Annotated in this window: 24 protein-coding genes and 1 pseudogene; 19 read left to right on the plus strand and 6 right to left on the minus strand. The window is 40.7% G+C overall.

Annotation, left to right across the window (positions count from 1 at the left end):
• Window positions 1–97 precede the first annotated feature (97 nt).
• From HWQ37_RS19880 to HWQ37_RS19910, 7 genes are all read left to right on the plus strand, one after another.
• Window positions 98–1,051 (plus strand): lysylphosphatidylglycerol synthase domain-containing protein, encoded by a 954-nt coding sequence (locus tag HWQ37_RS19880; RefSeq protein ID WP_292750006.1) that lies wholly within the window; start codon window positions 98–100, stop codon window positions 1,049–1,051.
• Window positions 1,052–1,285: 234 nt separating this feature from the next.
• Entirely contained in the window at window positions 1,286–1,675 is a 390-nt protein-coding gene (locus HWQ37_RS19885) for an agenet domain-containing protein (RefSeq protein WP_292750008.1), read from the plus strand.
• 160 nt (window positions 1,676–1,835) lie between these two features.
• The gene (locus tag HWQ37_RS19890) at window positions 1,836–2,210 is read left to right on the plus strand and encodes a hypothetical protein (RefSeq protein ID WP_292750010.1); all 375 of its coding nucleotides are present in this window, start codon (window positions 1,836–1,838) and stop codon (window positions 2,208–2,210) included.
• 60 nt (window positions 2,211–2,270) lie between these two features.
• A complete protein-coding gene (locus tag HWQ37_RS19895) occupies window positions 2,271–4,355 on the plus strand; it encodes a tetratricopeptide repeat protein (RefSeq protein ID WP_292750012.1) in 2,085 nt (694 codons plus the stop codon).
• An 811-nt stretch (window positions 4,356–5,166) separates the two neighbouring features.
• Entirely contained in the window at window positions 5,167–5,337 is a 171-nt protein-coding gene (locus tag HWQ37_RS19900) for a type II toxin-antitoxin system HicB family antitoxin (RefSeq protein WP_228058141.1), read from the plus strand.
• 2 nt (window positions 5,338–5,339) lie between these two features.
• Window positions 5,340–5,528, plus strand: coding sequence for a type II toxin-antitoxin system HicA family toxin (locus tag HWQ37_RS19905; protein WP_292750017.1), 189 nt, complete (start codon window positions 5,340–5,342; stop codon window positions 5,526–5,528).
• Window positions 5,488–5,688 carry a hypothetical protein gene (locus HWQ37_RS19910; RefSeq protein WP_292750019.1) on the plus strand — a complete coding sequence of 67 codons (201 nt, stop codon included), beginning with the start codon at window positions 5,488–5,490 and terminating at the stop codon, window positions 5,686–5,688. Before HWQ37_RS19905 ends, HWQ37_RS19910 begins: the two co-directional genes overlap by 41 nt.
• 23 nt (window positions 5,689–5,711) lie before the next feature.
• Here HWQ37_RS19910 and HWQ37_RS19915 read toward each other — a convergent pair whose 3' ends face one another.
• From HWQ37_RS19915 to HWQ37_RS19930, 4 genes are all read right to left on the minus strand, one after another.
• Complete coding sequence (locus HWQ37_RS19915) at window positions 5,712–6,071, minus strand: DUF5615 family PIN-like protein (RefSeq protein WP_292750021.1); 360 nt, start codon at window positions 6,069–6,071, stop codon at window positions 5,712–5,714.
• A complete protein-coding gene (locus HWQ37_RS19920; RefSeq protein ID WP_292750023.1) occupies window positions 6,071–6,400 on the minus strand; it encodes a DUF433 domain-containing protein in 330 nt (109 codons plus the stop codon). Before HWQ37_RS19920 ends, HWQ37_RS19915 begins: the two co-directional genes overlap by 1 nt.
• 147 nt (window positions 6,401–6,547) lie before the next feature.
• On the minus strand, window positions 6,548–6,937 hold the full coding sequence (locus tag HWQ37_RS19925) for a PIN domain-containing protein (RefSeq protein ID WP_292750026.1): 390 nt from the start codon (window positions 6,935–6,937) through the stop codon (window positions 6,548–6,550).
• A complete protein-coding gene (locus HWQ37_RS19930; RefSeq protein ID WP_289794873.1) occupies window positions 6,924–7,169 on the minus strand; it encodes an AbrB/MazE/SpoVT family DNA-binding domain-containing protein in 246 nt (81 codons plus the stop codon). The genes HWQ37_RS19925 and HWQ37_RS19930 overlap by 14 nt, the downstream gene beginning before the upstream one ends.
• Window positions 7,170–7,266: 97 nt before the next feature.
• Here HWQ37_RS19930 and HWQ37_RS19935 point away from each other — a divergent pair.
• The 4 genes and pseudogenes from HWQ37_RS19935 (at window position 7,267) to HWQ37_RS19950 (ending at window position 13,433) form a co-directional block, all read left to right on the plus strand.
• Window positions 7,267–7,836: pseudogene (locus tag HWQ37_RS19935) on the plus strand (Uma2 family endonuclease).
• Window positions 7,837–7,957: 121 nt separating this feature from the next.
• Complete coding sequence (locus HWQ37_RS19940) at window positions 7,958–9,838, plus strand: aspartate kinase (RefSeq protein ID WP_292750031.1); 1,881 nt, start codon at window positions 7,958–7,960, stop codon at window positions 9,836–9,838.
• Between the two features lie 356 nt (window positions 9,839–10,194).
• On the plus strand, window positions 10,195–12,255 hold the full coding sequence (locus HWQ37_RS19945; RefSeq protein WP_292750033.1) for a serine/threonine-protein kinase: 2,061 nt from the start codon (window positions 10,195–10,197) through the stop codon (window positions 12,253–12,255).
• A gap of 197 nt (window positions 12,256–12,452) precedes the next feature.
• Window positions 12,453–13,433: a magnesium transporter CorA family protein gene (locus tag HWQ37_RS19950; RefSeq protein WP_292750036.1), complete on the plus strand. Its 981-nt coding sequence runs from the start codon at window positions 12,453–12,455 to the stop codon at window positions 13,431–13,433.
• Between the two features lie 208 nt (window positions 13,434–13,641).
• On the opposite strand, the gene HWQ37_RS19955 is transcribed toward HWQ37_RS19950, so the two are convergent.
• Window positions 13,642–15,411 carry an eCIS core domain-containing protein gene (locus tag HWQ37_RS19955; protein WP_292750039.1) on the minus strand — a complete coding sequence of 590 codons (1,770 nt, stop codon included), beginning with the start codon at window positions 15,409–15,411 and terminating at the stop codon, window positions 13,642–13,644.
• 136 nt (window positions 15,412–15,547) lie between these two features.
• Here HWQ37_RS19955 and HWQ37_RS19960 point away from each other — a divergent pair, with 136 nt between their 5' ends.
• From HWQ37_RS19960 to HWQ37_RS19985, 6 genes are all read left to right on the plus strand, one after another.
• Window positions 15,548–15,679: a hypothetical protein gene (locus HWQ37_RS19960; RefSeq protein ID WP_292750042.1), complete on the plus strand. Its 132-nt coding sequence runs from the start codon at window positions 15,548–15,550 to the stop codon at window positions 15,677–15,679.
• 34 nt (window positions 15,680–15,713) lie between these two features.
• The gene (locus HWQ37_RS19965; RefSeq protein WP_292750044.1) at window positions 15,714–17,213 is read left to right on the plus strand and encodes an acyl-CoA synthetase; all 1,500 of its coding nucleotides are present in this window, start codon (window positions 15,714–15,716) and stop codon (window positions 17,211–17,213) included.
• 120 nt (window positions 17,214–17,333) lie between these two features.
• A complete protein-coding gene (locus HWQ37_RS19970) occupies window positions 17,334–17,807 on the plus strand; it encodes a type II toxin-antitoxin system VapC family toxin (protein WP_292750046.1) in 474 nt (157 codons plus the stop codon).
• A 2-nt stretch (window positions 17,808–17,809) separates the two neighbouring features.
• On the plus strand, window positions 17,810–18,001 hold the full coding sequence (locus tag HWQ37_RS19975; RefSeq protein WP_292750049.1) for a hypothetical protein: 192 nt from the start codon (window positions 17,810–17,812) through the stop codon (window positions 17,999–18,001).
• A gap of 118 nt (window positions 18,002–18,119) precedes the next feature.
• On the plus strand, window positions 18,120–18,599 hold the full coding sequence (locus HWQ37_RS19980; protein ID WP_292750051.1) for a tetratricopeptide repeat protein: 480 nt from the start codon (window positions 18,120–18,122) through the stop codon (window positions 18,597–18,599).
• Between the two features lie 57 nt (window positions 18,600–18,656).
• Window positions 18,657–18,884, plus strand: a complete 228-nt coding sequence (locus tag HWQ37_RS19985) for a hypothetical protein (protein WP_292750054.1) — start codon at window positions 18,657–18,659, stop codon at window positions 18,882–18,884.
• 142 nt (window positions 18,885–19,026) lie between these two features.
• On the opposite strand, the gene HWQ37_RS19990 is transcribed toward HWQ37_RS19985, so the two are convergent.
• Window positions 19,027–21,300 (minus strand): DUF1796 family putative cysteine peptidase, encoded by a 2,274-nt coding sequence (locus tag HWQ37_RS19990; protein ID WP_292750057.1) that lies wholly within the window; start codon window positions 21,298–21,300, stop codon window positions 19,027–19,029.
• A 908-nt stretch (window positions 21,301–22,208) separates the two neighbouring features.
• Between HWQ37_RS19990 and HWQ37_RS19995 the strand changes: the two genes are divergently transcribed.
• Window positions 22,209–22,925 (plus strand): biliverdin-producing heme oxygenase, encoded by a 717-nt coding sequence (locus tag HWQ37_RS19995; RefSeq protein ID WP_292750059.1) that lies wholly within the window; start codon window positions 22,209–22,211, stop codon window positions 22,923–22,925.
• Between the two features lie 118 nt (window positions 22,926–23,043).
• Window positions 23,044–24,426, plus strand: a complete 1,383-nt coding sequence (hemN, locus tag HWQ37_RS20000; RefSeq protein WP_292750062.1) for an oxygen-independent coproporphyrinogen III oxidase — start codon at window positions 23,044–23,046, stop codon at window positions 24,424–24,426.
• The last annotated feature ends 25 nt before the right edge of the window (window positions 24,427–24,451 follow it).

A 24,451-nucleotide genomic window follows, 5' to 3' on the forward strand; every position in this document is an offset into this window, starting at 1 on the left:
AGCTTATGCAAGTGATATGTCAATGCTGTGTCAACAGGATGGAAACTTTGCGACTGGTGTAAATTAAAAGTCAAGAGTTAGGATAAGTTTCTTCACGATGCTTAAAAAGCTGCAACTCAATTTCAGTTCTTTGTTTGGCTTGTTACTGCTAGTGCTTTCCTTGTGGGCGATCGCTAGCGAATTACGTCAGTATAATTATCGTGATATCCTCAACTCTCTAGCTGCTATTCCCAAAAGCCGTTTAAGTTGGGCAATTTGGCTGACAGCTTTGGGTTATCTAGTGATGATTGGGTACGATATCTTAGGTTTTAACTACATTAATCGTTCTTTAAGTTGGAATAAGATCGCTTTCACTAACTTTATTAGCTCTGCATTTAGTAATACTATCGGTTTTGCCTTGCTGACTGGCAGTGCTATCCGTTATCGATTTTATGCTAGTTGGGGAGTCTCAGCAGTTGCGATCGCTCAAGTAATTGCTTTCGCCAATTTTACCTTTTGGTTGGGGATGTTTGCCGTTGCTGGGTTAATATTTGTCATCAACCCTTTGACAATTCCCACACAATTACATTTGCCTTTTGCAACAGTACGTCCCATCGGTGTAATTTTTTTGCTGTTGATTGCTATTTACTTATTGGGAAGTATTTTAATTAGACAACCATTAATAATTCGCGGACAAGAATTTCGCTTTCCTTCCTTGCCAATATCTCTAGCTCAAATTGCAATTTCTAGCTTTGACTGGATTCTGGCTGCGTTGGTTCTTTACGTAATACTTCCTAGCAATACACCTTTGTCTTATCTAGATTTTTTAGGAATTTATTTACTAGGAATGTTTGCAGGTGTTGTTAGTAATATTCCTGGCGGTTTGGGTGTTTTTGAAACCGTGATGTTGCTGTTTCTCTCTGATAAAATTTCGGCGGTGGCAGTTTTGGGGTCATTGTTAGCTTATCGGGGAATATACTACTTTTTACCTTTGCTGCTGGCAGCGTGTTTGCTGGGAATATATGAAATTAGATTTAGAGCCAATATTTTAAAAAATATCAATAAATTGTAAAGTTGAGCTTCAGTATGACTACGAATAACTAGATCCCCGACTTCTCGAAGAAGTCGGGGATCTTAGAATCCTGGGGTAGTACCTTCACATATCGTGGTGAAAATTCCTAATTTTTGCTGAGGCGATCGCTAAACAAATCCCACAAAAATAGTAACAGTTAGTTGCAAATTTTGAAGTAGATTTCTATAAATCATCATCAAAATTCCGTTTTACTGTTTGAGGATAGAAATAATCATGAAAAATAAAGTATTGTTTGGTGCCATCTTTATGGCAACTTGGGTAGGAACATTAATTCCCGGTGCTTTTGCGGCTTCACCCTGTTCTGTGGGACAAAAGGCTGAGGTTCTTTGGAAGCAATCATGGTATCCGGCAACGGTACTTAAGGTTAATGATGATAAGTGCTATATTACCTACGATGGTTATGATAGTTCTTGGAATGAATGGGTTGGCAGTAGACGCTTTCGGGCATCATTTCAAGTTGGAGATGCAGTGAGAATTTTGTGGAAGGGAAAATGGTATGCAGGGCAGGTTTTAGAAGTTAGTAACGATCTTTATAAAATTACTTATGATGGCTACGATAGCTCTTGGGATGAGTGGGTTGAACCTGCAAGGGTAAGTAGATAGGGAATATTTCACTTTTATAAGTTTAAAGGGACGATTTCACCTGTTGGAGTCGTCCCTTAATTTGTTTTATAATTTATTCTATTATTTGCTCTCCATTACGTGTTTAGAGGCTGTTAAACTGAGAGCCATTAAGTAAAATATCGTGTAATTTGGCAAACTTATGGAGCCAGTATCACTCACAGCAGGTGCGATCGCAACTTTGGTAATCATCAAAGCCTTTGAAAAAACTGGTGAAATCATCGGCGAAAAGGCTTGGGATGAAGGTGAAAAGTTGTTAGTTCTGCTGAAACGCAAGGAACCTAGCACGGCGAAGGTTATCGAACAGGCTAAAACACAACCTTTAGATTATGGTCAAGCTTATCTCATTGGGCAGCAAGTAGAGGAAGCGGCAAAGAAAGATCCTGAAATTGCTCAAGCTGTTGAAGCATTGGCTAAAGAAGCTCAACCGCAATTGACTCAAACTATTGAAAACTATAAAGGGATAATCATTAAAGGCGGAAATAATACTGTTTCTGGCAATACTTTTAACTTTTGACTACAGTCGCCCGAACGGGAACGGGTAAAGTCAAATCCCTCTACTGAAATACCGCAAAATTTGCCCCTGAGTGGGGTGGTGGAGTTTGTCGGACGTAAGGAAGAACTTCAAAAACTCCACCAACTTTTGCAGGATAATAAACAAGTAGCTATTGCAGCGATCGCCGGGATGGGTGGAGTTGGTAAAACAGAACTCGCCTTACAATATGCAATCAAACGGCGCGAAATATATAACGGTGGGCTTTGCTGGTTGCTAACAAAGACTGGAGATGTGGGCATTCAAGTTGTGCAGTTTGCCAGAACGCAGCTTGATTTAAAGCCGCCAGAAGATGTTGATTTACTCGCCCAAGTGCAATATTGTTGGCGGCGTTGGCGTGAAGGTGATGTGCTGCTAGTGCTGGATGATGTCAGCGACTACGAGGAAGTCAAACCTTACTTACAGTCGCTACCTTCTCGGTTTAAAGTGCTGATGACTACCCGCCAGAAGTTGGGACGCATCGCACAGTTATCTTTGGATGTGCTGCAACCAGAGGCGGCGCTGGAATTATTAAATTCTTTACTCAAAGAAACACCGGGGCGAATTGAAAAAGAATTAGCTTTAGCAAATCAGTTGTGTGAGTGGCTGGGATATTTACCTTTAGGTGTGGAATTAGTCGGGCGCTATCTGGCGCGGAAACAGGATTTATCTTTAGCAGAAATGTTCCGGCGGTTGGAGAACAAGCGATTAGATGAGCGTTCTCTTTCTAAATCTAAGTCGGAAGCTGACATGACAGCACAACGAGGTGTGTTAGCAGCCTTTGAGTTGAGTTGGCAGGAATTAGAAGACGACGATAAACAATTGGGTTGTTTATTGAGTTTATTTGCCGCCGCACCTATACCTTGGAAGTTGGTGGAACAGTGTTTACCAGAAGAAGATGCCGAAGATTTAGAAGAAATTAGAGATGATACCTTGTTGAATCTGCATTTAGTTCAGCGCAAAGGTGAGGGAATTTATCAACTGCATCCACTGCTACGGGAGTTTTTTCAATATAAGCTTACAGGTTTAGATAAGGGGGAGGAATTAAAGCGATCGCTTTGTCAGATAATGGTAGCAGTTGCCAAGAATATTCCTGAAACACCCACCCTTCAGCAAATCACCGCCGTTTCTCCCGACATACCTCATGTAGCTGAAGTAGCGAATAATCTGATTCCATACATCAGCGATGAAGATATAGCAAGCCTTTTCACCAGCTTGGGTGAATTCTATGAATGTCAGGGGTTGTATGCACAGGCAGCACCTTGGTATGAGAAGTGCTTAGTCGTTACTCAAAAGCGCTTTGGCTCAGAGCATTTGTCTGTTGCTCAAAGTTTAAATAATCTGGCGTTAATATATCAATTACAAGGATATTACAAAAAGGCTGAGCCTCTTTGTCTGCAAGCCTTAGAACTTACACAACGCCTATTAGGACAGGAGGATTTATTAGTTGCCACTAGTCTCAATAATCTGGCAGAACTCTACAAATTACAAGGGCGTTATCAAGAAGCCGAACCCCCATTTTTGCAAGCTTTAGAACTTAGGCAACACCTGCTAGGACAGAAGCATTCATTAGTTGCCACTAGTTTTAACAATCTGGCAGAACTTTACAAATTACAAGAGCGTTATAGAGAAGCCGAACCTTTTTGCAACAAAGCTTTAGAAATGTACGAAAGCTTGCTAGGACAGGAAAATCTGTTGTTTGCGACTAGTCTGAACAATCTGGCAACACTCTACTTTTACCAAAAATTTTACATGGAAGCCGAACCCATGTTTTTGCAAGTTTTGGAATTGAGGCAACGTCTGCTAGGAAAGGATCATCCTGACGTTGTTCAAAGTCTCAATAATCTGGCAGAACTCTACAAATTACAAGGGCGTTATACAGAAGCAGAAACTCTATTACAGCAAGCCTTAGAAATGGGAAAACGCCTTTTGGGACAAGAGCATCCTAACTTTGCCATTAGCCTCAGCAATTTGGCAGGTATCTATATGTTACAAAAACGTTATAAAGAAACTGAACCTATATTAAAGCAAGCCTTAGAGATTTGTGAGCATAGCTTAGGAGTAGGTCATCGCTCAACAATAATGGTTCGTAGAAATTATGCAATTTTCTTGAGGCAGGCATATCGTTAACTCTACGCTCACCTCAGATGCAGTAAAGTTTTAGCTATCAGCTACAAGGTGCTTGGGAGGTGAAAAATTAGGGATGATGCGAAAAATAATTTACAAGTTTTGTGCAAAGCGTACTGTAATAAAACTGAAAAGTGCGATGCCTAGACTAAAATTCATATTGAACTAAGTAAAAATGCCATTCAACTTACTAAAAATGAGCTTTGACTTTCTCAAAAGCAGCTAGGACTTTCTCAAAATAAGCTTTTACTTTCTCATTTTGGTGTTTTCCGCAAGCAAAAGCAGCTTTTACTTTCTCAAAAGGAGCTTTTGCTTTCTCATTTTAGTGTTTTCCGCAAGCAAAAGCAGCTTTTACTTTCTCAAACCCCAGTTTGCTTTTTCATTTGAGTAATTCACGCATTCATTTTGATATACAGCAGATTGCGAGTTGGTGAGGTACAAAAACACCCCACCCTAACCCTCCCCTTGCAAAGGGGAGGGAACTAGAGTTTCTTGTTTCCCCCCTTGGCAAGGGGGGATTAAGGGGGGTAAAACCCGGATATCAAAGTAACTCCGATTTGTGTGTACACCGTAGCAATATATCGGGGGGATTAAGGGGGGTAATTCACCGTAGCCCCAAGCAAGAGAAGGGTATACTTCATTTACTTGCAAAGTGCTGTATATTGAGCCAAAAGCTATTATGTAGTTGTGAATGATGGAGAGCAATGTTTCCCGCAAGAAAAAATCAGCTACGATAAATCATATAATTCTCTTCACAAACATAGCAATGTTAATTACATACACTGCAAAATATACAAAAACTAATAGCGGATATATGGGACAACTTATTGAATGGCAAGAAGTCATCACAGAAGGAGAAACCATAGAAGAATGTAGAGCTATGTTACAAGATGCAACCAAAGAAATGGTTCTTGCCTATCGTCAACAAAATAAAGAAATTCCCACAGGTGGCTCTTTGCTGGAACAAATTCCTATAGAGGTTTGAGTGTGTCAGTCAAACGAAAAGAGCTAATTAAATACTTAGAGCAAAATGGCTTTTATTTATTAAGGGAAGGAGGAAATCATTCTATATATACTAATGATATCAAAACTCTTCCGGTAAAACGGCATCGTACCATTGATCGGATTACTGCTAATGAAATTTGTAAACAAGCGGGTTTATCACCTAATTTTTAACTGCCACTTAGAACCGTCGAAGGTAATGAAGTTTTGGGCAGCTTGTAAACTAAGTAAAGGCGACTATTTGCAAATTAAAGAAAAACTATTTGCTAAAGAAACGGTTGCCAGTTTATATGCCAAAATCAAAGAATATCAAGATGATGAGGCTATACTTTAAAGTGTAAATCTACAAGCGATCGCTTAAAAAGGAATCCATTCAAACTGATCTATCCATTCTTGTGCCTCAGTAGTCTCCCAAACCAGCAATAGTTCTTGTGCTAATTGCCCTATTGGTATTCTCGGACGCAACCAGAATAAGCCCCAAATATTTCCACCTTCTGCCCAATGTGCTTCTAAATGAGCCGGCATACTAGCGCGGTTATCTGTCACTAACAGTCGTTGAGATAATTGCAGATAAACCAACACATCAGGGTCTAAAGTTCCTAATGTTGGTGCATTACTTTCACCCACACGCAAAATATCTATCGCCGGGTTAAGACGAAGAACAGCTACTTTCAGGCGCAGTGACAAATTTTCATCGAGCAAAAAAAGAACTTTCACTAAGCACTTACCTGACGTTCATTTCTTTGATTTTTTAACATTCTGAGGCGCTGTACCAAAGGTGAAGGATTTGTAAGCGATTCTTGGTAACGCTGTTCACGCCATATTACTAGACGTGACAAATAAGCTTCGATATCGGCGCGATTATGGAGATAGTAAGTAATAGTAGCGTGAATTTGTTCCAAACTCAAACTAGGTAGATTAGCAGCAATTTCTTCCGGCGTATATCCTTCCAAGTAATAATCAAGTACATTGTCGATGCCAATGCGGTGTCCTTTTAGGCGAATATCATCGGCTGATAAAAAGTCAAAATAATCTTCTAGTTGCATTGGTCTACCCAAATGGAGTTCATAATTATCTAGTCTTAAAGCCTTGAATGATGATGTTGTCAAGGCGTAGGCGTAGCCCGCACTTCTCTACGAGAGGCTGCGCCAACGACAAGCTCAGTGACCATCGGAGACATCGCTATATAACCATTACTCAAATAAATCAAATCCCTTTTCGCTTCTCAACTTTCTGTCAAAAGTCACTGTTGAACTACAACCAGAATGTTGAGCAATTACCCCAATTAAATAATCAGAAAAATCTGCACTTCCCTGCTTAAATCTTTGTAATGCTTGATAAACTAAAGAGCGATTTTCTAGCTCAAATACCGAACATTGGAGCATTAATTCGATAGTGTTACTAATTTCTTCTCTACTAAATTGATAAGGATTACTCCGTAAAACCCAAACCAATTCACAAATAACTATATTAGCAACAAAACATTGCTCTCCCCCTTCGATAATTTCAGCAGCTTGCTCCCACTGCTTTTCATCATCTTTTGTCAAGTAGCGCACTAAAATATTTGTATCAAGTCCAATCACTTGAGCCTTCTTTAATTGCAGCTTCCATTTCTTCTAAAGTTGCGCTTTTCATTCCCGGACGGTGTAAAATCCCTGATAAACTTTGGATAGAGATATTCAAGGGAATTAATTTGACTATTCCATTTTCATCAATAACAAAATCAACTTTACTACCTGTATCAAGGTTAAGATAATCTCTAATTTCTTTAGGAATAGTTACTTGCCCTTTAGTAGTGATAGTCGCACTAGCCATTATCCAGGTTCCTTACATAAGTTCCTTACCTGATTATAAAGTCTACTGCGCCTAACGCACCGCCATAGGTAAATCGGCACAATAAAACCTTTAAAATATGATAGCTTCGCCCCAACAAAACTACGTCACTGCTGAAGAATACCTCCAAATGGAGGAACAGAGCGATATCAAGCATGAATATATCGACGGCTACATCTACGCAATGGCTGGAGCGCTAGATCCACATGTTACTATTGCGGGAAACCTGTTCGCTCTCCTCCGTAATCATGTGCGCGGCTCTGGTTGTCGTGTTTACATCGCTGATATGAAAGCCAGAATTGAATCTCTGAATCGCTTTTATTATCCCGATGTGATGGTTACTTGCGATCGCCAAAATCGAGAAACGCCAGGTTATAAAAGATTTCCCTGTTTAATTGTCGAAGTTTTATCTAATTCTACCGAAGCCTTTGACCGGGGCGACAAATTCGCCGATTATCAAACACTGGAAAGTCTGCAATAGTATGTTTTAATTAATACAAAACGCCAGCGAGTTGAGTGTTTTCGACGCAATGAGCAGGGGTTGTGGGTTTTACAATCCTACACAGCAGAGCATCAATCATTTCGACTTAACAGCGTGGATTTTGACGAAACAATGGCAGCACTCTACGAAGATGTAGTTTTTGAATAATCAATTATGATAGGGTATTCAATGCGATATTTAGTACACTATATAACTGATAAGCCTTGAATGCTTCCTAACCAGGTGGAAGCGTTGATGAAAACAGGCACAATTGATTAAATAAAAAGTTATGGCGCTCATAGTTCAGAAATTCGGTGGTACATCTGTCGGTTCAGTGGAACGTATTCAAGCTGTTGCAGAGCGTGTTTATAAAACTGTTAAAGCTGGAAACTCTATTGTCGTAGTGGTTTCGGCAATGGGCAAAACCACCGATGGACTCGTCAAACTAGCTACCGAAATTTCTCCAAATCCTAATCGCCGAGAAATGGATATGCTGCTTTCCACTGGCGAACAAGTAACTATTGCCTTACTCAGTATGGCTTTGCAGGAACTCGGACAACCCGCAATCTCCATGACCGGCGCTCAAGTCGGAATTGTTACTGAAGCCGAACACAGCCGCGCTCGGATTTTACATATTGAAACTACTCGCCTCAATCGCCACATAAATGAAGGTAAAGTAGTTGTAGTAGCGGGCTTCCAAGGTATCTCCAGCGCCGGAGAGATGGAAATTACCACTTTGGGGCGTGGTGGTTCTGACACATCAGCAGTGGCGATCGCAGCTGCATTAAAAGCGAATTTTTGCGAAATTTATACAGACGTTCCAGGGATTCTCACTACAGATCCCCGCTTAGTTGCCGAAGCTCAGTTGATGGATGCCATCACCTGCGATGAAATGTTGGAATTAGCTAGCTTGGGCGCAAAAGTGCTGCATCCCCGTGCTGTGGAAATTGCCCGTAACTATGGTGTTCCTCTGGTAGTTAGGTCTAGTTGGACGGATCAACCAGGTACTTGGGTGACATCAGCCAAACCCCAAGGGCGATCGCTAATTAATCTAGAAATTGCCCGTCCAGTGGATGCTGTAGAATTTGACACCAACCAAGCAAAGGTCGCTTTGTTGCGCGTACCCGACAAACCGGGGGTTGCAGCGAGATTATTTGGCGAAATTTCTCGGCAAAAAGTAGACGTAGATTTAATTATTCAATCAGTTCACGAAGGTAACAGTAATGACATTGCCTTTACAGTTACAACGCCAATACTAAAACGTGCAGAAGCAGTAGCAACAGCGATCGCCCCAGCACTGAGGAGTCAATCTCACCCCAAATCTGACGAAGCCGAGGTAATGATCGAAAATAACATTGCCAAAGTCAGCATCGCAGGTGCAGGAATGATTGGCCGTCCTGGTGTCGCTGCAAAGATGTTCGCCACTTTAGCCGAAGCTGGCGTGAATATTCAAATGATTTCCACCAGCGAAGTAAAAGTAAGTTGCGTAGTCGATGCCAGCGAATGCGATCGCGCCGTCTTAGCACTCCGCAGCGCCTTTGAAATTGAAGCAGGGGAAGAGGGGACAAGGGGACAAGGGGGACAAGGAAGACAAGGAAGAATCATTGAACAAACCTCTCCCTTGTCTTCCCCCTCTCCCTTGTCTCCCTTGTCTTCTTCATCTCCTCCCGTTCGCGGTGTTGCTCTCGATTTGAATCAAGCGCGTCTTGCGATTCGCCAATTACCAGATCGTCCGGGGATGGCGGCGAAATTATTTGGATTGTTAGCGCAGCATAATATTAGTGTTGATATGATTATTCAATCTCAGCGTTGCCGAGTAATTAATGGTGTTCCCAGACGAGATATTGCCTTTACAGTCTCGCGGATTGATGGGGAAAATGCCAGAGAAATGCTTACCCAAGTAGCAGCAGAGTTAGGATGGGGTGAAGTTGTTTTAGATAGTGCGATCGCTAAGGTGAGTATTGTCGGTGCAGGTATGGTAGGACAACCTGGTATTGCTGCTAAAATGTTTGAAGCTTTAGCCCAACAGCAAATCAATATTCAAATGATCGCTACTTCAGAAATCAAAATTAGTTGTGTTGTGGCGCAAGAGCAAGGTGTTAAAGCTTTGCAAGCTATTCATGCAGCCTTTGAACTGGCTGGTAGTGAGAAATTTGTCGTACCAGCGTAAAATCTGAATCAATGAGCTTTCAACCCTAAATCCCTCTCCCAAGCTTGGGCTACGGTGTACACCCAACTCAAATTACCCCCCTTAATCCCCTCTTATAAAGGGGGGAAACAGAAAATCTAGTTCCCTCCCCTTTATAAGGGGAGGGTTAGGGTGGGGTAAAACCTTGGTTAATCAGCTATTTCAGACTTGTGTATACACCGTAGCAAGCTTGGTAGAGGGACTTTGCAATATACACGCCGTAGCAACCCGCGCATTGATCTTATTTGAAGTTGCTTAATAAATAAATATTTATATTTTAAAATGAGTAGTAATAACACGTAAGCTATAATCGAACAATTTATCAGACTATATTTTTGATGAATAGTCATTTATTAGATGAACACTATCGAATAGTAAAAGTTATCAATGGTGGGGAAAAAGGAAAAACCTATCTAGTTGAAGATGTTAATCTTTCTGGCAGTCAATTTATAGTAAAGCAGTTATCTCCTCCTAATAGCAATCCTCAAGCTTTAACAATCCTACGCCGCTTGTTTACGAGTAAGGCAGCAACTTTAGAAAAACTCGGACAGGAACACAATCAAATTCAAAAGCTCATTGCTTCTTTTGAAGAAAATGAAGAATTCTATATAGTCCAAGAGTTCATACCTGGTAATCCTTTAACTGACGAAATTATTCAGGGAGAACCTCTAACAGAAGACCAAGTAATTACTCTGTTATCAGAGATATTAGAAATTTTGGTTGTTGTACACAGCTATGGCGTAATTCATCGGGATATTAAACCAGCAAATATTATTCGCCGGGAATCTGATAATAAGTTAGTTTTGGTTAATTTTGGTACTTTTAATGAAGCCATGACTAATACTGTTGATCATCTCGAATATATGCCGATAGAACAAGTTAACGGCAACCTGAAATATAACAGCGATATATATGCTTTGGGGATTGTTGCGATCGCAGCACTTAAAGGTTTACCGACAAACGAAATATCTAATTTGCGAAGTCAGAAAAATAAGCTGACAGGTGAAATACTTTGGCGCGACAAAAATCTCAAAGTTAACGGAAAGTTAGCAAAAATTATTAATCGAATGGTGCGTTTTAACTATCGTCGGCGCTACCAGTATGCAACCGAAGTTTTAGACGACTTAAAAAATTTAATAAATGTTGATGACAATCAGCAAAAACGGCATCAGAAAAAATTATTACTAGTTTTGATGGGAATAGCTGGATGTATTACCCTTGGTATTGGAGCGTGGCAATTGAGATTGCCAAAACCTGTAAGTGATGCTCAAAAACAATTATATCAAGATGGAGTCAATAAATATGAGGCAGGAAACTATGAAGGAGCAGTTGAAGATTTTAATCAGGCAATTAAATTAAATCCGCGAAATGCTTTAGCTTATAATCGGCGAGGTGATGCTTATTATCGATTAGGAGACTACGAGCAAGCACAAGCAGATTCTAGCCAAGCTATTTTACTCAATCCTCAAGATGCTAATGCTTATTTTGACCGAGGATTTGCTTTTTCGGAATTAAGCAAATACAAAGAAGCGATCGCAGATTATACTCAAGCAATTAAGCTAAATTCTAAAGATGCTTATGTTTACTATGGAAGAGGGTTAGCTCGTGTTCAATTGAAGGATAATAAAGGTGCAATTGAAGATTTTAACAAAGCGATCGCTCTCAAACCCCAGTATACTGAAGCCTACTTACAGCGAGGAATTCTCCACCGTCGCCTCAAACAAAGACTTGAAGCAATCCAAGATTTTGATAAAGTAATTAAAATTAATCCTAGTGATGCTAAAGCTTATTATCAAAGGGGTTTAACTCAATCTATTAATAAACAAAAATATGAAGCAATTAAAGATTATACAGATGCAATTAACATTAATCCCAAATACATCGAAGCTTATCTTAATCGTGGTGATACTTACAGCGATTTGGGAAATAAAGTAGAAGCTACTGAAGATTACAACACTATTTTACAGATCGATCCTAAATTTATTGCAGCTTATATTCATAGAGGTATTCACCGCTTTTCTTTTGGAGATTATAAAGGCGCTATTGAAGATTACAGCGCAGCCCTAAAACTAGATACTAATAATATTGTAGCTTACAACAACCGTGGTAACGCTTATCTCGAACTGGGAAATAAAAAAGCTGCAAATCAGGATTATTCACGAGCGATCGCAATTAATGCTAACAACGCCTTAGCCTATTATAACCGGGGTGTGATTCGCACTAAGCAGAAAAATAAATCGGGTGCGATCGCAGATTTCAAAAAAGCTGCAAAACTATTCCGACAGCAAGGGGAACAAGATAGTTATCAAGATGCACAGCGAGAAATTGCAATTCTGCAAAATCAATCAGCACCAGTGCTAACTACTCGCCCTAAATCTGGGAAAATAGAAAAAAATTGAGTTACCACTCAATATAGTGTTGACTATCAACCGTCAAAACTCTTAGAGAGTGATTGTGCTATTTAAATGTGTTTTATTTTACAAATTTACGACTGGTAATTTATCAAGCTATTTTTAATGGTTTGTAGTAAGCACTTTAGTGCTTATTACAAACCATGAGTCACAGTATTTTCTCACGACTCAATTAGGATTGCTATATGCTAATTCTCCTCACTTTTTATCCAGATAAGCTGGAAATATTCACCCATCGGGATGTCGATACGGTACTAGAAAGAATTGATGGTTCTCACAATATTTGGTTGCGTTGTGTTCACTTCCGCGATCGCACCGGAACAGCCAGGATTATCAAGCACTTTGGACTCAATGCATCTCGTGTTAACATGATTTTCAACCATTCCCCTCTAGGAATTGATGAAGACGTAGAAGATTGTTTATTTGACAGCTATGAAATCTTAAGTTCTCAAATAAAAAATAATGAGTTTGAGGTTGTACGTGGCAACATTGTGGTTGGAAATAATTTTATCATAACTTTTGAAATCACTGAATTAAAAATTTTAACTATTTTAGCTAATAATCTCCAAAAGCGAACTCTAGATATTCAAAAATTGGGGATTGACTATCTTTTTTATCTCATATTTAAAGATATTTTGAATAATTACGAAACTGTATTTACCTATATTTCTAGAAAACTTGATGATTTAGAGGATGAAGTTTTAGATAATTCTGGTGATGAATCAACGTACCAAAAAATTGCCACAATGAGGCAATCTACTCGTTCGGGACGACGTAATTTTCAAAGCATCAAGTTACTGATGGCGATTATGGATCATGAAGATTTCCAATGGATTAGCCAGCCAGTCAAAGAATTATTCAATCAAGAATTGGTTCATCACGTTGATAAACTCTGGCAAGAATATCAAGCTTTAAGAGCCTGGATGTCAGAATTAATGGAAATTCAGCGCGATAATATTGCTAGTAAAACAGGTGAACGAATTAATCGCCTAACTATTCTTTCAACGATATTTTTACCAATCACTTTTATGTCTGGTTTCTATGGTATGAACTTCAAATATATGCCGGAACTAGAACAACCTTGGGCTTACCCTATGGTAATCTGTATGATGGCATTAATTGTGATTGGCAGTATTGTCTATGCCAAAAACCAACGTTGGTTGTAATATCTATAAATTAACGCACCATTTACAAAGATTTGGTGCGTTACGACGTTCCAGCTAACACAGCCTACAATACCTAATTTTTTTCAAAAATCAAATCCGATTCCTCTATAGGGTTCCTATTTGATTTTTGAAATGACACGTAGGGGATATAGACTAGCTGATTCGCAATGCTTGCATTTGCAGCCAAAGAGCTAGTCACAGCTTACAGTTAAAAACTGGATTGAGGCGTTGTAATGGTAGCGGCAATAAAGCCAAAGAAGGAATTATTAATTTGGTCATTATCAATCTTTATATCTTTTATCGTACCCCAGCTATAGACTGTTCCTTCCCAAACATTAGGCGTAACCCCCGTATTTATTACCATCCGGGTTTTCATCAAAACCCAATGTGATTTGGTGGGATCAAAGTCAATTATGTAAGAATGTAGCCCCTCAATCGTATCTGAATTGATATTGAGCATAACCATCTTGCCTTGGCTAGCATTTAAATAATTATTAGCTTTTTGAATGTCCTTTTGGGTTTTGCTGGGGTTGAAAGAATCTGCTTCTTGCACAATGCTGCTGGCACCATATTTAGTAAACCACGCCGTAATTTCAGATGGCATGGTACTTTCAACAATTGTGCGAATCTGTTCTACATCGTCTTGATTGGGTTCTTGGGCTAGCGATTGAAAGGTTTGACCACTTTGAACAGTCATCTGTTTGATGACCATAATCGCTTTTTGCAATGTGTCGCTTGTGGGTCGCAAATCCAATGCTGCGATAACGCCATTGTTTTGGAAGGCTTCGACCACTTTCATTACCTCACTATTACCAGAATAATCGGGTGCATTGGCTATCTCTTGGGTATGAATCGACCCCATAGACATCCAATCTGTTTGCGAAATATTTTTGTTTTTAAACTTCCTTACGTCACTGGTTGCTACCCCTTGATCAACATTAACTGACATATTGCCTAACTTCGCGGTTTGACTAGCTACCGCGTTTTTAGATGAGGTAGCCTTTTCATAAGTTGCCTTTGCTGTATACAAGTCAATGATGTACTTCATGTAGCTCACAGGGTCATTGAGGGCAATTGCCATTAGAAAAGCGTTAGAACCACAAAAGTGAAATTGCCCTTGGTCAATTTTTTCCGGTCTCCAAATACTTCGCTTAATTTCTTCTGCCGCAGTTCCGAGTAGCTCACGTTTGCTTTCCAAAAGTTTGATAGCTTCGCTCTGATTTGTGAGTACTTCCTGTTGTTTTAAATTGCTATCCGATTGCGGTGGTGTGATTTCTATTTGCGGTACTGTTATTCCTGTTGACAGTGCAGTTTCTGGTGTTTGTGTTGATGACGATGTATCTGTAGAAGGTTGTTTTAAATTGCTATCCGATTGCGGTGGTGTGATTTCTATTTGCGGTACTGTTATTCCTGTTGACAGTGCAGTTTCTGGTGCTTGTGTTGATGACGATGTATCTGTAGAAGATTGATTAGAATTTTTAATCTTGAAAAATGGAAACTTTGTGGAACCTTTGATTTCTCTGCTTGGAACTTTCATTCTTTGGATAACTGTTTCAGTTTTTCTCTGCACCAAGCCAGATTTAGCATTCAACTGGTCTGATTGAGCATCTGTATGAACTTTCACTCCACTAAAATCTGACCCAAACGCTTGTTCCATCGGTTGCCGAATCTTTGTTGACATGGGTGCATGAAGACGCTGCACTACTTGACGCGCTACGGTATCCGCTTCCTGCTCGTACTCATCCCCTGGTTCCCCAATTGTCAACTTTGCCTGGATTACTTTTTTTGGCGGTGGCATAAAAGGGATTGGTAAAAAGTTCGTCTTTCTTTGAAGTAGTCTCTCAGTTTGTTCCTGTTGCTGAAGAAGAGTTGGTGTTGGGGGTTGAATAATCGGCGCAAAGGGTCTTGATATAAACCGGGATGTTGTCGGGGTTTCGGTCTTTGTAGAAGCAGTTTTCTGGATTCTTTGAAAGATCATAATGATTCTTCTTTTCCCTAACTCTCATCACCCACTTGGTTTACAAAAACATTAACCTTTAAGAGGCATTGCTATTGTACTGATAGTACCATGATCTGAGCCTAATTTATACCATGTAATTCTCAGTTGCGATTCTATGAAGGCGCTAACAACTGCGATCGCTTCGGTCACTCGTGCTGTCGCTTGTGGGGATTTCTGTAGTACTGTGTGGGCATTGGTTACAAAGCGCGATCGCTTTGAGCCTTGGAAAATAAATCAAACGAGATAAGTAGACTGAATCAACCCTAAATCGGTAAATAAACATGAATCTCCCATTGATTATTCGTGCTGAAGAATATAACGAGAAAACCGCAATTGTGACAACGGAAGGAGCATTTACCTATGGGGATTTGCTACACACTTCTAGTCAAATAGCAATAGGCCTTCTGCAAAATGTGGAAGATTTACAAGAGCAAAGAGTTGCCTTTCTTATCCCGCCTGGATTTGAGTATGTAGCCACTCAATGGGGAATTTGGCGGGCTGGTGGTATAGCTGTACCTCTGTGTATTTCCCACCCGCGTCCAGAATTAGAGTATGTTATTACCAATTCTGGAGCATCAATTATTATTGCTCATCCTAATTTTGAGAGTATATTGCGTAGTTTACCGCCGCAGGCATCGCTAGCCCAAGAACACAATTTGCGATTTATTCTCACCTCAGAAACGCTCCCATCTAATGTTAGTAACCTTCCAGAGATAGATATCACTAGACGTGCTTTAATTCTCTACACTAGTGGTACAACAGGTAAACCCAAGGGTGTAGTTACAACTCACCAAAATATTCAAGCGCAAGTGACTAGCTTAACTACCGCTTGGGAATGGACATCGGATGATAGCATTTTACATATTCTGCCACTACATCATATTCATGGAATTATTAACGTACTAACTTGTGCTTTATGGGCTGGGGCGGAGTGCCATATATTGAGCAAGTTTGATGTCAAAACCGTTTGGAACCGAATTTGTGACGGTGACTTAACTCTATTTATGGCAGTACCAACGATTTATGTAAAACTAATTGCGGCTTGGGAAATTGCCTCTAAAGAACAACAAGAAAAGATGTCAGAAGGCTGTGCTAAAATGCGTCTGATGGTTTCTGGTTCGGCAGCATTACCAGTTCAAGTTTTAGAACAGTGGCAAACCATCAGCGGCCATTTTCTGCTTGAGCGCTATGGTATGACTGAAATCGGCATGGCGTTATCGAACCCTTTACACGGTGAACGCTTGGCTGGATATGTTGGGAAACCTCTACCTCATGTTGAAGTGAGATTAGTAGATGAGAACGGAGAGTTAGTCCCACCAGAAACACCAGGAGAAATCCAAGTTAAAAGCCCTGGAGTGTTTCTAGAATATTGGCAAAACCCCCAAGCAACTGCCAAAGCCTTCCAAGATGGCTGGTTTCGTACCGGAGATACCGCCGTCGTTGAGAATGGCAACTACCGAATTCTGGGACGGATGAGTGTGGATATCATCAAAACCGGAGGGTATAAAGTTTCAGCTTTAGAAATTGAAGAAGTACTGCGATCGCATCCAGATATTCAGGAATGTGCAGTGGTTGGGGTTGCCGATTTAGAATGGGGTGAGCGGGTTTGTGCCGCGTTAGTCTTGCAAGGGTCACAAGCTTTAACATTAGAAGCTTTCAGGAGTTGGGCAAAAGAGCGATTGGCTGTTTATAAAGTGCCAACCCAAATTTTGATAGTTGAAGAATTACCGTGCAACGCGATGGGGAAAGTTACTAAGCCGACAGTGATTCAGTTATTTTGAGTATAGCGATCGTCAACGCTGAACTAGACCTAGAAATTTTCAACCTTGTAAGTCATTAGAATTAAGTAAATCCCTAGCGATCTCTTCGGATAATATGAGAAAGTCAACAGCTTATGCGATATGAGCGAAACTGTTTACATCGAAACCAGTATTGTTGGCTACTTGACTGCTAGACCCAGCAACAACTTGATCCTGATGGCTAATTTAGAAGCTACGCGGGAATGGTGGGACACACGTCGCGATCAGTTTATGCTCTACATTTCTCAAGTGGTTTTAGATGAAGTAGCACGAGGCGATACAGAGATAGCAACGAAGCGACTTGAAATAGTGCGTGATTTTCCTTTACTTGAAATCAGTGAAGCTGTTCAAAATTTAGCAGGACAATTTCTCGCAAAAAGTAGCCTTCCACCGAAAGCTGCTGATGATGCACTTCATATTGCGGCGGCTACAGTTTACGGATTGGACTATCTGTTAACGTGGAACTGTAAGCATATTGCCAATGCTCAAATCCAGAAGAAGCTAGCCCAAATCAGTCTTGATGCCGGATACGAGTTGCCAACCCTTTGTACACCCTATGAACTAATGGGAGAGTAGATATGTGGAAAGATGAAATTCTTGAAGAGATTTATAGAATTCGAGAAGAACATGCAAAGGCTTTCAACTACGACTTACAAGCAATTTGTGATGATTTGCGGCAAAAACAAGCTGTAAGTAATCGGCAGATAATTTCACAGCCACTCAAACAACGCAATCGTCTGCATAGCAAATCGCAATACGCAACTAGCTAAAAGTTATATGTTGGGCGTTGCGGTTTATCTGGGGTGATTGGGAATGTTATGCCGTACAAGATTTTTGGGAATACTATCTGGTAGCTAAACACAAATCTCAAGCTAGGGAGTGTGAACTATGAAAAGCTACACAGATCAAGCTGAAGCCGAACTCTTTTACAACGAAGGTAATGTAAGCGCTAAGATGGGCATGTTTGAAAATGCTCTGTCTCTTTATGATCAAGCTATCACTCTTGATGACGGCAATCCAATGTACTACAACAATCGTGCTGCCACGCTTAAGAGGCTCGGTAGGTTTCAAGAAGCGATCAAGCAATATGAAGAAATTGTCCACAAATTTCCAGACTATGGAAAAGCTTTTCTTTCCATAAGCAGCACATGTATTGAAACAGGTAATTATCAAGGGGCTGTTTCCAGCTATCGGCGTTTTATTGACGCGTACAACAAGGGGCAGTTCACCTTTAATCCAATATGGGGAGGAATCAATCAAAGTATGTATGGAGAGAATTTGCTAGAGACTGCTTTATTGACATCTATCAACTACCTGTCCGTAGATCAGCAGGGACTAGCGATTCAGGCTTTCCAGGAAGCACAATAGTGAATCAGATTGAATCAAAATCCATCTAAAAAACCCTTTTTTAAACGTGTGAGCACAATGGGACGCAAACCTTACTATAAAAATATCAAGACAGGCAACTATGGTCATCTCGAAGTAGATACAGTCTCCATCACAGAAAGCCAGCCTAATGCATATTTGTCTCTTAAGCTTTTTGAAGCTGTTGGTGGCATGGTTGAACAAAGTTCCGCAAAGGAAAGAGTTCTTGGTGTCGATTTAGTTGAAGTTTCACCAGAGGAAGTTCAGAAGGCGCTCCTTGATTTTTAGCTGCCTCGCCTAACAAATGCTTGCACCGGACGGTCGATATACGTTGATGCTGAGTTACACTTTATCTGCCGCCGGTGAAGCTAGCCGTTAGACTGTCAACCCGCATTATATCGAAGGGATTGAGCAATCAAAGAAGGAGCGCCTACCTAGTTTCCCACCCCTTCGGTATTTTGGGTGGACACCAAAAGAGGTTTTTGCTGGACACACCAAGGGATTTCAGAATTCCTCGCATTACCTCTGTGCAATACATCCAATGTCCCAAGTCGTCATACATGCGATCGGGATTAAACTCGACATTGTAGTGCAGCACATTGGGAATATCTAAAAACTCATCATCGCTTTGGGGAGAAAGCAGCAAGAGATGAAATGGTTTCCCCTGGCATTGTTTTTGCAGCTTGTTGACTAAATCTATCACACCACCGCGTAGCTTGCCGCCGTAGGCATCGCTAATTCCTGTGCGAACAAAAAGCACTTTATCGCAGTGCCGCAGTGCGTACCAAAACCTTTCAGACCTTGCCGTGTAACGAACGCGCATCCGTTCATGGACGGGAGACATATCGTTTGTTGGGTCGTCTGTCTCCTCGACTTCATGGGCAAAAGATAAACCTGACCATTTGCTGTGATAAATTCTACCTGCATCGGGACTGTAATGCAAATAAGCAGGGTTCCACATATCATCAAAACCGTTTTCGATCGCATCCGCAACATCTGCAATATTAGTTGTGCGCGTTAAATCAAACGGAAACGCGGGACCATCATACTCCATTTTATACAACATCATGCGGACGGCACAGCGATCGCCAAGGGGAAGAATGGCCACACGGCTGATATCCGATAACTCACATTTGTATTGAAAAAACACCGCAGATTTCGGTGGTGCTTTCACCCGACTTTCTAGCCCATCCTTACCAATCATCATGGTACGAAAAGGGACATCGGGATAAAGGGGATCTTCATAAACACCCGATGGCATGGCTTTAAGTGCGTTGCAAACCTCCGTCCACATCGGTTGGATGTTGTACTCGTTATCTGATTCGTTGATTATCCAAAGATGTTGTTTATCTGCTTGCAAAATCCCCAGATGCCCGTCATCGAATAAAATGTTGTTGGGCGAAAAGAGATTGAAGGCGGCGCTATATTCTAAATCGGTATTTGGGGGGATGTTTATTGTAGTTGCGATCGCGCCATCCTCGACAGCCAAGAAGGGGAGCGTCCCTGGCTGGATATTCTTGGCAATGTAAATACCTGATATCAATCCCGCCTTACTTTGCAGTGCAGTTTGTAGTTCCTGCCAATAGGGAGCGATCGTGTAGCTGTATGACGATGAATTAACGATTCGCAAACGCTTCTCTTCTATACACACAGAGACATGAAAGCCCTCATTATCAAAGTAGATGGGAAATTCATTTGGTTGCTGGAAGCGTTGTTTGTCTTTTGCTAATGCGTCTTTGTCGATATCGAATAGGTGGTGGTCAATCTGCTGATACATCAGGTTATGACCGACTGTATTCGGGTGAGCCGGGTCGAAGGATATCCCCGCTTTCCATCGTCCTTGTCCATCATCGACGGCTGCTAACCAATTGAGTACAGGTACGCCCCAACTTAGCATCCGCTTGTGTGTGTCTCGGATCAGCGAGTAATGTTCTAGGGAATAATCACCGTTGGGGTAGACTCCGCCCAGAATCGGGATTGCTCCGATGTCCCGCGTCATTTTCACCAGCTGCTGCAAGCCATTTTCAAACCGCCGTTGTACTGCTCGCCGCTCGTGAGGGGGACAATAGGCTAACCCTTCGTTGCCTAGAGACAGGGCAATAATCACAATATCTGGTTGTTCTGGGGTGACAAACCAAGGGAATCGAGCGATCGTTCTGCTGACATTCGCCCCCACCTCCGACACATTCACAAGTTTATGCCCATATTTTTGCTGCAAAGCCTCTGCCAACAGCCAGACCCAACCTTTCAAAAACCAGGCTTTATGACCTAATGCGACGGAACTGCCAATGACTACGATTTTTAACCCTTTAGACTCTTCATCTAAGGGTGTTCTGACAGCAGACTGCTGAATGTATGCGAATGGATAAGGTTGTAAATAACCGAATGCGCCATCATCCACAATAATTGTGTTGGGTGTGTTGGCGCGATCGCTAGAGTCAATCGGAATCCATCGGTTTGTATCTAATAAGCTCTCCCATTGAGCGTTACCGTTTGCATCGAGACGCACATACTTATATTCAACTCTCTGTTGACAGTCTGACTCTTGAATGTCAATATCTGTCCACCATAAAGGATAGCGATCGCCACTTGTACGCAGATGAACACATTTGGTGATGTCCCACAATCCCAATGCTGGAGTAGAACCCACCAAACCAATGGATTCGCCAGTTTGAGTGTATGCACTGATCTGGAATCGATACATAGAGTTTATCCTGATTTAGTGAGGACAAGACCAAACGGTTAGCTGAATCCTGAAACCTGTTTTGAGAATATCACATAGAAATCTTAAAAATCAGGTATTAATCTTATTAAGTATGCCTGATATCTGATTTACCTCACTCAAAGTTATAGCACTCAAGCTTTTCAAAAATTAAATCGGATTTTTATAGAAGAATTTTATACAGATTAAATAGAATTTATTGTATTAAAAGTCTTAGTACAATTAAGAACAAATCAAAATAAGGATAAGATTAAGTTAAATTTGTCCTTCAGTAGCATTAAAATCCTTGTAAGAGGATGTTTGAAAAGTCATGATTGATGTATCAAATATTGTTTTACCCCACCCTAACCCTCCCCGATGCATTGGGGAGGGAACGAGATTCTCTTGTTTCCCCCCAATGCATGGGGTGGATTAAGGGGGGTAATTCGACTTGTGTGTACACCTTAGCCTTATAAAGGGGAGGAACGAGATTCTCTTGTTTCCCCCCTTTATAAGGGGGGATTAAGGGGGGTAATCATTCGATTAGTATCACAACGTAGAACTTTTCAAACAACCTCTAAAGATACAAAATTTGACTAGTACAGCACTGCGGAAATAAACCACCCATTTGAAATGTCTAAAACCTTTACGAATTACGAATTACGCCTTGCGGTACTAGGCTAGAAAAACATAAATAAATATTAATATCTTAATAGTTATATATAAATGAATAGTTAAATAATCTTAGGAGAAATAAAAATACCTGGGATTTGCATCGGCAGTTGTATTTGCCAGATAGAGTGATGCAGATTCTCTGTAAACCTAGAATAACAATTTTTAGCGGGCTGCGGCAGTTATCGTGAGTCGGTCACTGCCGAAAAACCTTGCGCTTGAACATGAAGGAAGCAACAATGAGTAGCAATCTAGCCATCAAACTGCGCTCTGGAACTCAACAAGCCCACACATCAGCAGAAAATGTGGCATTCATGAAATGTTTTTTACAAGGAGTTGTGGATAGAGACTGCTTTGCCAAGTTCTTAAGCAACTTGTATTACGTCTACAGCGAACTAGAAGCAGCATTAGAGAGCCATAGAGAGAATCCTGTGATTAGTGCAGTTTACTTTGTAGAACTTAATCGCCAATCCTCACTTGAAAAAGACATGGTGTTTTATTATGGAGATAATTGGCGAGAGCAAGTTACACCTTCACCTGCTGCCCAAACCTACATTGACCGCATTCGGGAAATTTCTGCTAGTGAACCAGTCTTATTGCTAGGTCATGCCTACACTCGCTACATGGGCGATCTCTCAGGGGGTCAAATGCTACAAAAAGTTGCTCAGTCAGCCCTGAAGCTTTCTGGCTATGAAGGCACATCCTTTTACAACTTTGAGCAAATTCCTGACAAAAAGGCATTTAAGGATAAGTATCGTCAGGCATTAAATGCATTACCCGTTGATGATATAACAGCAGAACGGATTGTTACAGAAGCCAATAATGCTTTTGGGTTAAATTTACAAATGGCTCACGAGTTAGAGGAAAGCTTAATTAAAGCACTCGGTCAAGTCTTGTTTAATAGCCTCACTCGTTCTCAGAATTCAGGTAGCACTGAAGTAGCTGCGGCTAATTAATTTTGTCATTTGTCATTTGTCATTTGTCATTGGTTATTTCCCAATCATCGCCCCACTACCCACAGACGCGATTAATCGCGTCTCTACCTACTCCCTTCATTTATTGGAAAGCAACTCAATGGTTTTTCTATTACCTGGTGTCAAGTTTGATCTGGATCTGATTCAAAAGTACGACACTCGCGCACCTAGATATACTAGTTACCCGCCCGCTACAGAGTTAAGCGAAACATTCACCGAAACTGATTTTAAGGTTGCGATCGCAGCATCGAATCAACGCAAAACCCCTCTTTCTTTGTATTTCCATATCCCTTTTTGCCAAAGTGCTTGCTACTTCTGCGGCTGTAATACAGTAATTTCCAACAACAAGAATATTGCTAAACCTTATGTGGAGTCTTTGGTTCAAGACATTAAAAACACCGCAGCTTTAATCGATTCCGATAGAAAAGTGCTGCAAATTCACTGGGGAGGTGGTACTCCTAATTATTTGGAGCGTCACCAAGTAGAATTTTTATGGAAAAACATCAATCGCTATTTCAACATCGATTCCCAAGCAGAAATCTCAATTGAGATTAATCCCCGCTATATCGATAAAAACTACATTTTCTTTCTGAGACAGATTGGATTTAACCGCATTAGTTTTGGTATTCAGGATTTTAATCATCAAGTTCAAGTAGCTGTAAATCGCGTCCAGCCAGAAGAAATGCTTTTTGATGTCATGAGTTGGGTCAAAGAAGCTAAGTTTGAAAGTGTGAATGTAGACCTAATTTATGGTTTACCTTATCAAACACGTGAGACATTTCAAGAGACGCTGAAAAAAACGATTGAGTTAGATCCCGATCGAATTGTTGTCTTTAACTTTGCTTATGTACCTTGGCTGAAACCGACACAAAAAAATATTCCTGAAGAGGCGCTACCCCCAGCCGAGGAAAAGTTAGAGATTCTAAAAATGACCATTGAAGAATTGACGAATAATCAATATCTATTTATTGGGATGGATCATTTTGCTAAAACTAATGACGAATTAGCGATCGCTCAACGCAATGGCACTCTGAAACGCAATTTCCAAGGCTATACTACCCACGCCGAAACAGAATTATTTGGTTTTGGTGCAACATCCATCAGTATGTTAGAAGATGCTTATGCTCAAAATCACAAGGAATTAAAGGATTATTATCAGACACTAGCAGCAGGTAGTTTACCTGTTAGTAAAGGTATCAAACTAACTCAGAATGACATTATTAGGCGGGATGTGATTATGGGTATTATGTCTCATTTTCAGCTTTGTAAGCAAGATATTGAAAACAAGTATCATATCAGTTTTGATGAATATTTCTCTGAGGAACTAGAGGCGTTAAAACCACTAGAAGCCGATGTTCTAGTCAGTTTATCAAAAAATCAGATCCAGATTACAGACATCGGTAGATTACTAGTCAGAAATATTGCCGTTATCTTTGATACTCACACAAGAATGCGAGAGACAAAATTCTCCCGCGCTATTTGATATCACTAATCCTAAATGATCTGTG

The organism is Nostoc sp. NMS4 (assembly GCF_017115095.1).
In the GTDB taxonomy this organism is placed as follows: Bacteria; Cyanobacteriota; Cyanobacteriia; order Cyanobacteriales; family Nostocaceae; genus Nostoc.